The sequence below is a fragment of the Haloimpatiens massiliensis genome (assembly GCF_900184255.1).
Lineage (GTDB): Bacteria > Bacillota > Clostridia > Clostridiales > Clostridiaceae > Haloimpatiens > Haloimpatiens massiliensis.
In genome coordinates, this window is the sequence record NZ_LT854640.1 from 699,743 (window position 1) to 713,486 (window position 13,744).

Annotated in this window: 15 protein-coding genes; 13 read left to right on the top strand and 2 right to left on the bottom strand. The window is 29.0% G+C overall.

The features are described 5' to 3' along the window. The first annotated feature begins 9 nt into the window (after positions 1-9). The 7 genes from rlmN (at position 10) to C1715_RS19455 (ending at position 6,040) form a co-directional block, all read left to right on the top strand. On the top strand, positions 10-1,035 hold the full coding sequence (gene rlmN / locus C1715_RS11465; protein WP_102400624.1) for a dual-specificity RNA methyltransferase RlmN: 1,026 nt from the start codon (positions 10-12) through the stop codon (positions 1,033-1,035). Between the two features lie 13 nt (positions 1,036-1,048). Next, positions 1,049-1,774 (top strand): Stp1/IreP family PP2C-type Ser/Thr phosphatase, encoded by a 726-nt coding sequence (locus C1715_RS11470; protein ID WP_102400625.1) that lies wholly within the window; start codon positions 1,049-1,051, stop codon positions 1,772-1,774. Beyond that, positions 1,774-3,540, top strand: coding sequence for a Stk1 family PASTA domain-containing Ser/Thr kinase (gene pknB, locus C1715_RS11475; RefSeq protein ID WP_102400626.1), 1,767 nt, complete (start codon positions 1,774-1,776; stop codon positions 3,538-3,540). The genes C1715_RS11470 and pknB overlap by 1 nt, the downstream gene beginning before the upstream one ends. Positions 3,541-3,632: 92 nt before the next feature. Then, positions 3,633-4,502 carry a ribosome small subunit-dependent GTPase A gene (gene rsgA / locus C1715_RS11480; protein WP_102400627.1) on the top strand — a complete coding sequence of 290 codons (870 nt, stop codon included), beginning with the start codon at positions 3,633-3,635 and terminating at the stop codon, positions 4,500-4,502. A 1-nt stretch (position 4,503) separates the two neighbouring features. Beyond that, positions 4,504-5,154: a ribulose-phosphate 3-epimerase gene (gene rpe, locus C1715_RS11485; RefSeq protein WP_102400628.1), complete on the top strand. Its 651-nt coding sequence runs from the start codon at positions 4,504-4,506 to the stop codon at positions 5,152-5,154. Position 5,155: 1 nt separating this feature from the next. Next, entirely contained in the window at positions 5,156-5,791 is a 636-nt protein-coding gene (locus tag C1715_RS11490; protein ID WP_102400629.1) for a thiamine diphosphokinase, read from the top strand. Between the two features lie 90 nt (positions 5,792-5,881). Continuing rightward, complete coding sequence (locus C1715_RS19455; protein ID WP_180964065.1) at positions 5,882-6,040, top strand: hypothetical protein; 159 nt, start codon at positions 5,882-5,884, stop codon at positions 6,038-6,040. Positions 6,041-6,177: 137 nt separating this feature from the next. On the opposite strand, the gene rpmB is transcribed toward C1715_RS19455, so the two are convergent. Beyond that, the gene (gene rpmB / locus C1715_RS11495; RefSeq protein WP_102400630.1) at positions 6,178-6,369 is read right to left on the bottom strand and encodes a 50S ribosomal protein L28; all 192 of its coding nucleotides are present in this window, start codon (positions 6,367-6,369) and stop codon (positions 6,178-6,180) included. A 194-nt stretch (positions 6,370-6,563) separates the two neighbouring features. Here rpmB and C1715_RS11500 point away from each other — a divergent pair, with 194 nt between their 5' ends. From C1715_RS11500 to C1715_RS11525, 6 genes are all read left to right on the top strand, one after another. After that, entirely contained in the window at positions 6,564-6,914 is a 351-nt protein-coding gene (locus C1715_RS11500) for an Asp23/Gls24 family envelope stress response protein (protein ID WP_102400631.1), read from the top strand. A 16-nt stretch (positions 6,915-6,930) separates the two neighbouring features. Further along, positions 6,931-8,565: a DAK2 domain-containing protein gene (locus C1715_RS11505; protein ID WP_102400632.1), complete on the top strand. Its 1,635-nt coding sequence runs from the start codon at positions 6,931-6,933 to the stop codon at positions 8,563-8,565. Positions 8,566-8,615: 50 nt separating this feature from the next. Next, a complete protein-coding gene (gene recG, locus C1715_RS11510; RefSeq protein ID WP_102400633.1) occupies positions 8,616-10,646 on the top strand; it encodes an ATP-dependent DNA helicase RecG in 2,031 nt (676 codons plus the stop codon). Positions 10,647-10,746: 100 nt separating this feature from the next. Beyond that, positions 10,747-11,313, top strand: a complete 567-nt coding sequence (gene rsmD / locus C1715_RS11515) for a 16S rRNA (guanine(966)-N(2))-methyltransferase RsmD (protein ID WP_102400634.1) — start codon at positions 10,747-10,749, stop codon at positions 11,311-11,313. Next, positions 11,306-11,812: a pantetheine-phosphate adenylyltransferase gene (gene coaD / locus C1715_RS11520; protein ID WP_102400635.1), complete on the top strand. Its 507-nt coding sequence runs from the start codon at positions 11,306-11,308 to the stop codon at positions 11,810-11,812. The genes rsmD and coaD overlap by 8 nt, the downstream gene beginning before the upstream one ends. Before the next feature lie 12 nt (positions 11,813-11,824). Further along, positions 11,825-12,349, top strand: coding sequence for an ATPase (locus C1715_RS11525; protein ID WP_102400636.1), 525 nt, complete (start codon positions 11,825-11,827; stop codon positions 12,347-12,349). Here the strand turns inward: C1715_RS11525 and ylbJ are convergent. Then, positions 12,342-13,514, bottom strand: coding sequence for a sporulation integral membrane protein YlbJ (ylbJ, locus tag C1715_RS11530; RefSeq protein WP_102400637.1), 1,173 nt, complete (start codon positions 13,512-13,514; stop codon positions 12,342-12,344). The two genes, C1715_RS11525 and ylbJ, sit on opposite strands and share 8 nt — an antisense overlap. Positions 13,515-13,744 lie beyond the last annotated feature (230 nt).

Genomic DNA, 13,744 nt, shown 5'->3' on the forward strand with positions numbered 1-13,744 from the left:
GTGTATAAAATGAAAAATATTTTAGATCTAGATACGGAAAAATTAAAGTTATGGATGCAGCAGAATGGAGAAAAAGGATTTAGAGCAAAACAAGTGTTCCAATGGATTTACAAGGGGATTTTTGATTTTAGAAGTATGAAAAATATATCTACAAATACACTAGAGAAGCTAGAAAAGGATTTTTACATAGGTGTACCAAAGGTTGTTACAAAATTAGTTTCAAAGGAAGAGGATACAGTTAAATTTTTATTTGCCTATGCAGATGGAAACCTAATTGAAAGTGTTGTAATGAAGTATAAACATGGGAATTCTATATGTGTTTCTACTCAAGTAGGATGTAGAATGGGATGTAAATTTTGTGCATCTACTATTGAAGGTATGGTTAGAAATCTTTCCTCTGGGGAAATTCTAGCTCAAATTTTAAAAGCACAAGAAGAGATAGGTGAAAGAATTTCTAATGTAGTGCTTATGGGTAGTGGAGAACCTTTAGATAACTATGAAAATGTAATTAAATTTATAAGAGAAATTAGTAAAAGTGAAGGATTAAATATAGGTCAAAGACATATTACTCTTTCTACCTGTGGTATAGTTCCAAAAATAAAGGAATTAGCCCATGAGAATCTTCAAATAACATTAGCTATTTCATTACATGCACCTAATGATAACCTTAGAAAACAAGTTATGCCTATAGCTAATAAGTATTCTATAAATGAAATATTAGATGTATGTAAATACTATATTAAAAAAACTAATAGAAGAGTCAGTTTTGAGTATGCTTTAGTAGAAGGTTTTAATGATGGTAAAGAGCAAGGAGAAGAACTTAGCACTATATTAAGTGGAATACTATGTCATGTTAATTTGATACCTGTAAATGAAATAAAAGAAAATAGCTTAAAAAAATCTTCATCTGATAATATAATAAATTTTAAGAATATTTTATGTAAAAATGGCATAGAAACTACTATTAGAAGAGAAATGGGATCTGATATAGATGCTGCATGTGGTCAATTAAGAAGGCGTTATTTAAATAATTAATTGGGGTGATAGTATGGTGGGAATGTTATCCGATGTAGGAAATAAGAGACGGAATAATCAGGATTACATAGGAAGTTATGAAGATAGCCATAAGAAATTGTATGTAGTTGCAGACGGTATGGGGGGACATAATGCTGGAGAAGTAGCTAGTAAAACTGCAGTAGAAAAAATAATAGAATATATTGAAAAAAGTAATAAAGAAAAGTCCCCTTCTTTTATAATATCAGAGGCAATTAAATATGCAAATGAGGCTATATTTCATATAGCCTGTGAAAATGATGAGTATAAAGGTATGGGGACTACTGTTACAGCATGTTTCATTGTGAAAAATCAGATGTTTGTAGGACATGTAGGAGATAGCAGTTGCTATATAGTAAAGAATGATGGTTCCTTATATAAGGTAACAAAAGACCATTCACTTGTGCAACAGTTGGTAGATAATGGAGCTATAAGTGAAGATGAGGCATTTACTCATCCTAATAGGAATGTTATAACACGAGCTGTAGGTACTAAATTTTTGGTAAAAGTAGATATATATAATGTAGATTTAAATGAAGTAAGAAAAATCATATTATGTACAGATGGATTAACTAAGGAAATGAAAGATGAAGAAATACTAGAAGTGGTAAAAAAATACAATGATCAACAGGAAGCATGTGAGGCTTTATTAGAAATATGTAAAATTAGAGGAGCCAATGATAATATTTCTGTTATTGTATTTGAAGGAGAGTGTAAGTGATGATAGGGAAAAATATGCTAGGAAATCGATATGAATTATTGGAAAAAATAGGAGAAGGTGGCATGGCTGAGGTATATAAAGCTAAATGTCACATACTAAATAGATATGTAGCCATAAAAATATTAAAAAATGAATTTGCAAACAATGAAGATTTTGTTAAAAAATTTCAAACAGAAGCCAGGGCTGCAGGAAGTTTGTCAGATAGCCGCATAGTAAATATATATGATGTAGGCAATGAAGATAATATAAATTATATAGTTATGGAGTATATAAAAGGTAAAACTCTAAAAGAAGTAATAAACGAAAAGGGAAAAATAGAGTATATAAGGGCTATAGAAATTGCAATTGGAATAGCGAAAGCTTTAGAGTGCGCCCATAAAAACGATATAATTCATAGAGATATAAAACCACACAATATTATGATAACAGAAGAAGGAAATGTTAAAGTAACTGACTTTGGAATAGCTAGAGTTTCTAATTTTAGTACTATAACTAATACTAATAAAGTAGTAGGTTCAGCGCATTATTTTTCACCTGAACAGGCAAGAGGGACTATTGTTGATTGTAGAAGTGATATATATTCCTTAGGTATATTAATGTATGAAATGGTTACGGGAAAAGTTCCTTATGATGCAGATACTCCCGTGAGTGTAGCTTTAAAACACATACAAGAGTCGGTTATTCCTCCAGTACAGTTTAATCCAGATATCCCGAAGAGCCTAAATGATTTAATTATAAAATGTATTGAAAAGGAACCTATAAAAAGATATCAAAATGCAGCGGAGCTCATAGAGGATTTGTATTCCATTAAAAATAATAGAGATGCACAAATTAAATTAAATAATAACTATGATGATTTTACTAGAGTAATGGATCCTATAAATGTGGATGAACTTAGTAAAAGTAATATCTATACTGATGGTAATGAAGAAGAAAAAAATGATGAAGAAGATGATGAAGAAGATTATGAAGATGAAGATACCGAAGAAAATAATGCTTTAAGAAGAAAAAGCAGAAGTCCTCGAAAGAATAAGGGCAAAGGTAAAAAGATAGCAATAATAGCTTCTTCAATTGTAGTTGTATTAGCTGTTATTGGAATAGTAGCTAACCTATTTTTAGGCGGTAAATTAGGTGGGAAGAAAGTGGTAGTTCCTAATATAGTGGGTTTAAACAAAGAAGAAGCAAAAAAGCTAGTTGAAGAAAAAGGATTAGTTTTTTTAGTACAATCTTCAGAAGCTAGTGATAAACCAGAAGGTGAAGTAATATCTTGTTCTCCTAATGAGGGAGCAAAGGTTAAAGCTAAAACAGAAGTTAAAGCTATTATAAGTGCAGGAAATAAAAAAGTTAAAGTCCCAGATTTGAAAAATTTAAATATTGAGGAAGCTAAGAGAAAGATAATAGAAAATGATTTAAATGTGGGAAATATTAAATTTGAAACGAGTAGTCAGTTTAAAAATGGTAGGGTTATGGAACAATCCCCTTCTTCAGGAAGTGAAGTTAGTTCAGGAGAAAAAATAGATTTAATAGTAAGTAAGGGAGAAGAGGGAATGGTGTTAGTTCCTGATTTAAGCAATCAAGATATAAAAGAAGTTGAACAAATGCTAAAAAGTCTTAAATTAAAATTAGGGAATAAAGTAGAGATTAACACGAATGATAAAACTAAGGATGGAAAGGTATATAATCAATCCATAGCACCAAATACCAAAATAGAAGAAGGAACTGAAATTAATGTAAGTTATTTTAAATATTCAGGTTCTTTTGATTAAGTTGATACAGTTATATGAGCTGAAATTAACGTAAAACATTTTAAATATAGGGTAACGAGTTGCCTTAATGCATTAATTTTACAGGAGGACATATGGAAGGTATAATAATTAAAGGTGTAGGTGGACTGTACTATGTTAAAAGTGGCAATGAATTAATAAAGTGTAAAGCTAGGGGTAAGTTCAGATTTAATGAACTTACTCCTATGGTTGGAGATATAGTGGATATAAATGTAAATGAAGGCCAAGGGGTTATAGAACATATAAATAGCAGAAGCAATGAACTTATTCGTCCTTTTGTATCTAATGTAACTCAAGCTTTTGTAGTAGTTACATTAAAGAATCCTGATTTGAATTTAAATTTACTAAATAGCTTTTTAATACTTTGTCAGTCAAAGGGATTAAAAATATCTGTATGTTTTAATAAATTAGATTTGGTAGATTTAGAGGAGGAAAAAAACTCTACAATAATAGAAATGTTAAAAGAAGCAGGTTACCAAGTTTTTCTTTTAAAAGCTAAAACTGGCGAGGGAATAGAAGTTTTAAAAGGAAAACTTAAAGATGAGGTAACAGTATTTTGTGGTCCTTCAGGAGTTGGAAAATCTACTATTTTGAATAAAATAGCAGGAAGAGAAGTTATGAAAACTGGAGATATAAGCGATAAATCTAAAAGAGGTAAACATACCACAAGACATAGTGAACTTATAGATATAGCAGGCGGATTTGTGGTGGATACTCCAGGTTTTTCTTCTTTAGACATAAGTTTTATAAAAAAGGAAGAGTTAAAATATTGTTTTCCAGAATTCGAAAAATATAATCATCAATGTAAATTTTCAAATTGTATGCATTATAAAGAGCCAGCATGTGCAGTGAAAGAAGCTGTGGAAAAAGGTGAAATTTCTAGAGAAAGATACCAATTTTATATTAAAGTGATAGAAGACATAACACATCAGAGGAGGAATTAAAATGATTAAATTAGCACCATCTATATTATCAGCAGATTTTTCAAAACTAGGAGAGGAATTAAAAAATCTAGAGAATAATGGTATAGAAGTAGTACATATAGACGTAATGGATGGAAATTTTGTGCCTAATATATCATTGGGTTTACCTGTAATTAAAAGTATAAGAAAAGAAACTAAAATGATATTCGATGTACATTTAATGATAGAAAATCCATCTAGATATATTGAGGATTTTGTAAAAAGTGGAGCAGACATAATTACTATACATTATGAAGCAGATAAGCACGTGGATAGAACTATAAATTACATAAAGAGCTTTGGAATAAAGGCTGGTGTATCACTTAATCCAGGAACTCCTGTAAGTTCAATTAAGAATTTAATAAATGTAGTGGACATGGTATTGATAATGTCCGTAAATCCAGGATTCGGTGGACAAAAATACATAGAATATTCTTCAGATAAAATAAGAGAAGTAAAGGAAATAAGTAATAAATTAAATAAAGAATTGATAATTGAAGTAGATGGAGGAATAAATAAAGATACTATTAAAAAAGCAGTTGATGCAGGAGCAAATTTTATAGTAGCAGGGTCTGCTGTATTTAAAAATGGTAATATTGAAGGTAATATAAAAGCTTTAAAAGAAGGAATGTAAAATGAACATATTAATTATTTCTGGAGGAAAACCTCCTTCTACAGAATTATTGAAAAAAGAAGTAGAAAAATGTGATTATATAATTTGTGCAGATAGTGGAGCTAATTGTCTGTATGAAAATGGTATATTCCCTAATATGATTTTAGGGGATTTTGATTCCATAAAATATGAAGTATTAAATTCTTTTAAAAATGCTAAATGCAAAATAGTTACTTTCCCTAGAGAGAAAGATTTTACAGATAGCGAGATGGCAATAGAAGAAGGAATTAAAATAGGTGGAGACAATTTAATTCTTTTAGGTTTTACGGGAAGCAGGATGGATCATATGCTTGGAAATCTAGGACTTCTAAATAAATGTTTGAAAAAAGGTGTTAAAGCAGTAATAAAAGATGAGAATAACGAAATATGTATTTTTGATAAATCTTTTAAAATAGAAGGAGAAAAAAAATCTATTTTTTCACTACAAGCATATTGTGATGAAGTTGAAAATTTAACAATAGAAGGTGGAAAATATCCACTTAATAATTACAATTTAAAATTGGGTGATTCTAGAACTGTATCTAATGAATTTTTAGATGGACAAGTTAATGTAAGTTTCTCTAAAGGAAAAGTATTATTAATATTATCAAAAGACTAGGGTAAAACCTAGTTTTTTTTTATTACTTAATCAACAAAGTGTATGTAAAAACATATACTGATATTAGAATATTTTGGGGGGATAGTAATTGTGTTTTTAAAAAAGGTAAAGAAAAAGATAGGTCTTATATTAGCCTGTACTGGAGCGGGCATAGTTTTAGCAGTTATTGTCCCTATATGGGGATGGTTAATTCTAGTAGGGGGAGGTCTTATTTATTGCGGATGGTTTTTAACCAAGCACTGTGATTAAGGGGGGGATATTATGAAAATGATAGTTATAAAGTTACCTAAATTTTTATCTCGTATTCTAAGAATTTTTGTAAAAAAATAAAAAATGCAATTGTGCTACAACTGCATTTTTATTTTATTTAACATAAATATGTTATATTAAATAGCACGTTGAACTTTGCCTGAACGTAGGCATCTAGTACAAACATTTATAGTTTTTGGTGTGCCAGATACTATTGCTCTCACTCTTTTAACATTTGGCGCCCAACTTCTCTTTGTTTGACGATGTGAGTGACTATATTGAACTCCTGAAATAACGCCTTTACCACAGATTTCACACTTTCTTGCCATTGAATACACCTCCCTGTATGATAAAAAAGATTATATCCTTTATGCTAACTCAATTAACATAAATCATTTTACCATAGTTTATATCTATATTTCAAGGGGCAAAATATAAATTGATTTATGTTCTAGAATAAACTTGAATAAATTTAGTATTTAATATAAAATAGATTATATGGTATTAATAAGGAGGAATTTACATGAAAGGAAGCATTACCAATAAAAATGGAGCAATTTATTATTCTGATGAAGTCTTATCTAACATAATTGGACTTTCCACTATGGAGTGTTATGGTGTAGTAGGTATGGCTTCTAAAAATTCCACTGATGGATTTTGGGAACTATTGAAAAAAGAAAATTTAAGTAAAGGCGTAAGGATTAATGCAAAAGAAAGTGAATTGGCAATAGAGTTATATATAATTGTGGAGTATGGAACTAAAATATCAGTTATAGCTAATAATATTATACAAAAAATAAAATATAATATTGAGAAATTTACAGGACTAAAGGTTACTAGCATTACAGTAAATGTGCAAGGTGTAAGAGTCTAAGAGGAGGTACTTTAAGTTGGAACACTTATATATAGATGGACGTAATTTTTATAATATGATTATCAATGCATCTAATAAATTAGAAGAACAGAAAGAATTTGTAAATTCACTAAATGTTTTCCCAGTGCCAGATGGAGATACAGGCACTAATATGTCTATGACTTTAAAAACAGCAGTTTCTGAAATTGAAGAATTAAAGGATAGCTCTTTAGATAGTATAGCTAAAAAGTTATCTAAAGGGGCTTTAATGGGAGCGAGAGGAAATTCAGGTGTTATATTTTCTCAAATAGTTAGAGGTATTTCTAAGGGTATGGAAGGAAAAAAACAAATTAATGCTAAAGATTTCGGAAATAGCTTGGTAGAAGGTTCAAAATTCGCCTATAAAGCTGTTATGAGACCTACAGAAGGAACTATATTAACTATAATAAGAGCTGCAGGTGAAAGTGCTTCCAGATCTTCAAGTAATGATATAGTAAAATTATTGGAAGAGGTATGCAATTATAGTGAAGAAGTATTAAATAAAACTCCAGAAATGCTTCCTGCTTTAAAAGAAGCAAAAGTTGTAGATGCAGGTGGAATGGGACTTCTAATAATATTAAAAGCTATGAAAGAAGCGTTAGAATCTAAGGAAGATTACTCCATAACTAAGGGTACTGCTGATGCAAAAACTGCAAAATCCGCTATAAATACTATAAGTACGGAAAATATTAAATTTGGATATTGTACAGAGTTTTTTGTGGTATCAGATAACATAGATGTAGAAAGATTTAAACATGACTTAGAGAATCATGGTGATTCCATGGTAGTGGTTGGATTAGATGATGTTGTAAAAGTACATATTCATACTAATGATCCAGGGCTTATATTATCTAAAGCACTGAAATTAGGAGAATTATCAAAAATTAAAATAGAAAATATGAGAGAACAGCATAGACATATTTTAGTTAAAGATGATGAGATACCTAGCGAAACAACTTCAACTGATTTAGAATTTAAGAAATATGCTTTTGTACCTGTAGCTATGGGCGAAGGCATAACAAATATATTTAGGGATTTAGGAGCTGACTATGTAATAGAAGGTGGTCAGACTATGAATCCAAGTACTCAAGATATATTAGAAAGCATTAATAAGATCAATGCTGAGAGTATTTTCATATTGCCAAATAATAAGAATATAATTATGTCAGCTAACCAAGCAGCAGAACTTTCAGAGAAGAAAGTATATGTTATACCAACTAAAACTATACCTCAGGGAATTTCAGCTATAACAGTATTCAATAGTGAACTAGAAGCGGAAGAAAATATAGAAAGTATGAATGAAGCTATAAAAAATGTTAAAACGGGTAAAGTAACTTATGCAGTAAGAGACACAGAAAATGAAGGAAAAGTAATTAAACAAGGAGATATATTAGGGTTAGTTGAGGATAAAATAGAAGAAGTAGGTAGTGATGTATATAGAGTATGTGAGGAAGTTGTATCAAGAATAATGGATGAAGATAAAGAACTTCTTACAGTACTTTATGGAAGAGATGCTGATAATGAAACAGTAGAAAAGCTAGTAGAGCGAATAGAAGAAAAATATCCAGATGTTGATATTCAAAGTTATAGTGGAAAACAACCATTGTATTATTTTATAATTTCTGCTGAATAAAAAAAGCCTTCGGGCTTTTTTTTACATTATTAAAATATGGAGTGAAAAACATGAGCATATATGATGATGTAGGGAAAATTAAAGGTGTAGGAGAAAAGACAAAAGATATGTTTGCTCAATGTGGTATTAAGAGCATATTAGATTTATTGTTATATTTTCCTAGAGATTATGAGGAAGTTAATATAGTAGACAATAATAACTTACTTTTGGGAGAAATAAATATAATTTCATTAGTAGTTTCGGGTGTAGAGAGAGATTATAGAAAAAATAACAAGATTATAACTACTATAATCTTTTATCATAACAATATTAAAATAGTTGCAAAGTGGTTTAATCAGCCATATATGAAGAATAAATTCAAAATAGGACGAAAGTATATTCTAGAGGGTAAATTCGATAAATTTGGGAATAGTATATATACCATAAACCCTAAAATAGTAATAGAAAACAGTGCAAAAGATAAGAGTATAAAGTCTAAATATCATTTGAAGGGAAAAATAAGCGACAATATTTTTAGAAAGACTATTGCTGAAGTTATAAAAAATATAAGAATAAAGGAGAATTTACCTAATTATTTAGTAGAAAAATATTCCTTATGTTCTTTGGACGAAGCCATAAGGAATATACATACTCCATCTAGTAAGTTAATTTTAGAAAAAGCCATAGAGCGGCTTAAATTTCAAGAGATGTTCACTTACTGCTTAAAAGTAAGTGCTCTAAGGGAATATTTAAACAAAAATATAGATGGTATATCATTTCAAATATCACATAACCTTAAAGAATTAAATAAAAGTTTGCCTTTTGAACTAACTAATGCCCAAAGCACGGTGATAAAAGAAATATTAAAAGATCAAGAGAGCAGTTTGCCTATGAATAGGTTGATTCAAGGAGACGTAGGAAGTGGAAAAACAATTGTTGCTATTATTGCACTTTTTAATGTTATAGAAAATGGATATCAAGTAGCTTTTATGGCACCTACAGAAATATTGGCACAGCAGCACTATAATGAGGTGTGTAAAATTTTAGATAAGTTTAAAGTAAAAGTTGATATTTTAACAAGTAGTGTACCTAAAAAGAAAAAAGAAGAGATAAAAGAAAAATTAGCTAAGGGTGAAAGTCAAATAATAGTAGGTACTCATTCACTAATACAGGAGGATGTACAGTTTAAAAATATAGGTTTAGTTATAGTGGATGAACAACATAGATTTGGGGTACTTCAAAGGAATAAATTAAATAGTAAAGGTAAAAATATAGATGTGATGGTAATGAGTGCTACGCCCATTCCTAGAACATTAAGTTTAGCTTTATATGGGGATTTGAACATATCTACTATAGATAAGTTACCCCCAGGAAGACAAAAGATAGAAACCTATGCTGTAAATAAGAATTATAGAGAAAGAGTGTATAAATTTGCCCTAAAGCAAGTCAAACAGGGAAGGCAAGTTTATATAGTGTGTCCATTGGTTGAGAAAAACGAAACTATGAATTTAGCTTCTGTGGAGGGTATGCACGAGGAATTAAAGGAAAAATATTTTAATGGAATTTCACTAGGTATATTACATGGCAAAATGAACAATAAGGAAAAAGAAAAAATAATGGGCGATTTTAAAGAAGGACGTATAAGTATCCTTATATGCACCACGGTAGTTGAAGTAGGAGTTAATGTTCCAAATGCTACTTTAATGATAATAGAAAATGCTGAACGCTATGGACTGGCACAACTTCATCAACTTAGGGGAAGAGTAGGAAGAGGTGAACATCAATCCTATTGTGTACTAATTGCAGAAGGTAAAGGACAAAAAATTAAAAAACGTATGGATATTATGAAAAATAGTAATGATGGTTTTTATATTGCGGAAGAGGATTTGAAAATAAGAGGAAGTGGAGAAATATTTGGTTTAAGGCAGCATGGTGAAAATGGATTTATAATAAGTGATATATTTGAAGACATAGACATATTTAAAAAGGCAGTTTTGGAAGGTAAGAGATTTTCTGAAAGTAAAAAAGCTGAGGATATAGAGTTAAAAGGAAAAATAATTAAAAGTTTAGAGGAAACTTCAAAATATATCTGCTTTAATTAAAGGATTACCTTATGAAAAAATCTTTGTATATAATAGATATATATGCTAAAATATTAGGGAACAACTATAATATTTGACGTAAATAAATAGGAGGTACCTTATGAGAATAATAGCGGGAGAAGCAAAAGGTAGAAAAATTTTATCCCCAGAAGGTATGAATACAAGACCTACATTAGATAGAATTAAAGAATCTATATTTAACATAATACAAACTAGAGTCTATGGATCTATTGCTATAGATGTGTTTGCAGGCACGGGAAGTCTAGGATTAGAAGCAGCAAGTAGAGGTGCTAAAGAATGTTATTTAGTAGATAAACATCCAGTGTCTTTTTCTTTATTAAAGCAAAATGTGGAAAATCTTAAATTTCAAGATAGATGTACTTGTTTAAATATGGATTCCTATGAAGCACTAAAAATGTTAGGAAAAAGAGGAAAAAAATTTGATTTGATGTTTATAGATCCACCCTATAGAAAAGAAATGATTCCTCCAGCTATAGATATAATAGATCAATACCATATGTTGCTTAAAGAGGGGCTTATAGTGTGTAAAATAGATACAATAGAAGAAATTTATCCTGGAGATCATAGGATAGTATTAAAAGGCCATAGAAGGTATGGAAATACTACAGTTTGTTTTTATGCTTACAAGGAGGAAGAAAATGAATAGGGGAGTGTATCCAGGAAGTTTTGACCCTATTACTAATGGTCATTTAGATATTATTAAAAGATCTGCTAGAGTATTTGATGAAGTAATAGTGGCAGTTTTGATAAATCCAAATAAAAGTGGACTTTTTTCAGTACAAGAAAGAGTTGAATTTATAGAAAGATGCACTAAAGATTTACCAAATGTTAAAGTGAGGAGTTTTAGTGGACTTTTAATAGATTTTATGGAACAAAATAAATCTAAAGTAATAATTAAAGGTTTAAGAGCAGTATCTGATTTTGAATACGAATTTCAAATGGCACTTATGAATAATAAATTAAATCCTGAAATAGAAACGGTATTTATGATGACTAATGCAGAGTATTCATATTTAAGTTCATCTTCTGTTAAGCAAGTAGCTATGTTTGGAGGGTGTATAAAAGAATTAGTGCCAGAAATAATCATTGAAGATATAATGAAGAAAATTAAAAAGTATAATAGGGGTTTTAATATTAATAAATAGGGGATGTTTGGTATGGAAGTTATTGAATTGTTAGAATACCTTCAAGATGTAATTGAAAACTCTCCAAAGTTTATAGTACCTAATAAAGTTGTAATAAATAAAAGTGAAGTTATGGAATTAATCGATAGAGTAATAAATTTTCTTCCAGATGAATTTAAAAAAGCAAAATGGCTTTGTGAAGAAAAGGATAGAATATTAGGACAAGCTTTGCAGGAAGCAGAAATATTAAAAAAAGAAAAAATGAGTTTATTAAAAAGAGAAATAGAAAATCATAGTGTTACTAAGCAAGCGGAGAAAAAAGCTGAAAATATAGTAATTTCAGCTCAAAAGCAGGCAAAGGAATTAAGATTAGGTGCTATTGATTATGCGGATTTTCTTTTAAGTGATCTACAAAATGAAGTAGATAATCAAAGTAAACAAATGCTGCAAAATCTTCAAAAAGAAATGGAAGAGTTTTTAACATCATTATCTAAAGAGATTAATGAAAAAAATAAAACTATACGAGAAAATATAAAAGAATTAAGGGATACTAAATAAATTTTTTCCTTTTTAAAATGTATGGGAGTATAGTTAAAGCAATCAAAATAATGATTAATTTAATGAAGTATACATTATTAAATGAAGCATTATAGAAAAAGGTACTAGTAAAAACTACAGGGTTATAAAAAAGTTTATACATAAGAACTGTTGTTATACTGCTTATAAAACCCTGTATAAACTTTCTTTTCATATATTTTTTCATAGATATATTATATTTATACGTAAAAGAATATACTTGAGATGTAATTGAAATTCCACCAAAAGATATAATAAAGCTCAAAAAAGCTAATTTATATATCATATCTATTTTTATAGAAGATAAAGATGCACATCCATTGGTCATTTCCATAAGGCCAATTATAAATCCATTAGTCAAGTTAATCGGAATATGTAGTATATTTGATATGAAAATGGTAGTTTTGCTAAAAAATATGCTGTTTTTTAATAGAATGGTCAATACAGAAAATAATATTATAAAACCACCTATAGATAATGTTGTGAAAATAGAATTTTCAATACTTCTCTTTAATACTAAGCCAATATTATCTGCTTTTGGTGATTTTCTATTAAAATGTTTATTAATAGAAGGAGCATTAAAGTCTTTTCTTTTTAGTAATAAGGCCATGATGAAACAAGAAATATAATTTGATATAAGAAGCAAATAACCTAAATAGTGATTATTAAGCATGGAAGCACCTACCCCGCCTATTACAAATAGAGGCCCGGCATTGGAAGCTATGTTTAATAATCTTTCACAGGTGCTTAGGCTTATAGATTTATTTTCGTAAAGCTCACAAGAATACTTTGCACCTAATGGATAGCCACAAATAAAACTTACCAGTATAGGGAAACTACAATGGTTTGGTAAATTAAGAGGCTTACATAGGATTGTACCAAATATTTTAGAATAAATTTCTATACCACCAAATTCCATCATTACATTTATAATAACTAAAAAAGGAAATAATGATGGAAATACAGAATTTATAAATAATTTTGCCCCATTTAAAGCTGCTTCAATGCAGATTTTAGGGTTTAAGACTATTTTTATTATTAAAAAAGAACAAATTAATGTAATAAAAATGTTGAGTTTAGAGTTTTTAGATAATAGTATTAAGAGAACAAATATAGACAATATTAAAGCATAAAATAATATCTTCATAAAATAAAACCTCTTATTTCAATAACTATAATATAAATATATATTTATATTATAGTTATTATTACAAAATATAAGAGGTTTAAAAATGCCTACTAGTGAACAAATTTACTTAGGACGTTATAATTGAGTTTTAGGCTGTATATTGACATTATAATAAAATATTAGGTTCTATATTATAGTATTTGATTTGAGAAATATGAATTGAAGCAATAATCACTATATTTTCATAA

Excerpts from the sequence above, each read along its gene's own strand:
- pknB (WP_102400626.1), top strand. The coding sequence starts at position 1,774 with ATGATAGGGAAAAATATGCTAGGAAATCGATATGAATTATTGGAAAAA.
- C1715_RS11500 (WP_102400631.1), top strand. The coding sequence starts at position 6,564 with ATGAAAGGAAGCATTACCAATAAAAATGGAGCAATTTATTATTCTGAT.
- rpmB (WP_102400630.1), bottom strand. The coding sequence starts at position 6,369 with ATGGCAAGAAAGTGTGAAATCTGTGGTAAAGGCGTTATTTCAGGAGTT.
- rsgA (WP_102400627.1), top strand. The coding sequence starts at position 3,633 with ATGGAAGGTATAATAATTAAAGGTGTAGGTGGACTGTACTATGTTAAA.
- C1715_RS11470 (WP_102400625.1), top strand. The coding sequence starts at position 1,049 with ATGGTGGGAATGTTATCCGATGTAGGAAATAAGAGACGGAATAATCAG.
- ylbJ (WP_102400637.1), bottom strand. The coding sequence starts at position 13,514 with ATGAAGATATTATTTTATGCTTTAATATTGTCTATATTTGTTCTCTTA.
- rlmN (WP_102400624.1), top strand. The coding sequence starts at position 10 with ATGAAAAATATTTTAGATCTAGATACGGAAAAATTAAAGTTATGGATG.
- rsmD (WP_102400634.1), top strand. The coding sequence starts at position 10,747 with ATGAGAATAATAGCGGGAGAAGCAAAAGGTAGAAAAATTTTATCCCCA.
- C1715_RS11525 (WP_102400636.1), top strand. The coding sequence starts at position 11,825 with ATGGAAGTTATTGAATTGTTAGAATACCTTCAAGATGTAATTGAAAAC.
- C1715_RS11490 (WP_102400629.1), top strand. The coding sequence starts at position 5,156 with ATGAACATATTAATTATTTCTGGAGGAAAACCTCCTTCTACAGAATTA.
- rpe (WP_102400628.1), top strand. The coding sequence starts at position 4,504 with ATGATTAAATTAGCACCATCTATATTATCAGCAGATTTTTCAAAACTA.
- coaD (WP_102400635.1), top strand. The coding sequence starts at position 11,306 with ATGAATAGGGGAGTGTATCCAGGAAGTTTTGACCCTATTACTAATGGT.
- recG (WP_102400633.1), top strand. The coding sequence starts at position 8,616 with ATGAGCATATATGATGATGTAGGGAAAATTAAAGGTGTAGGAGAAAAG.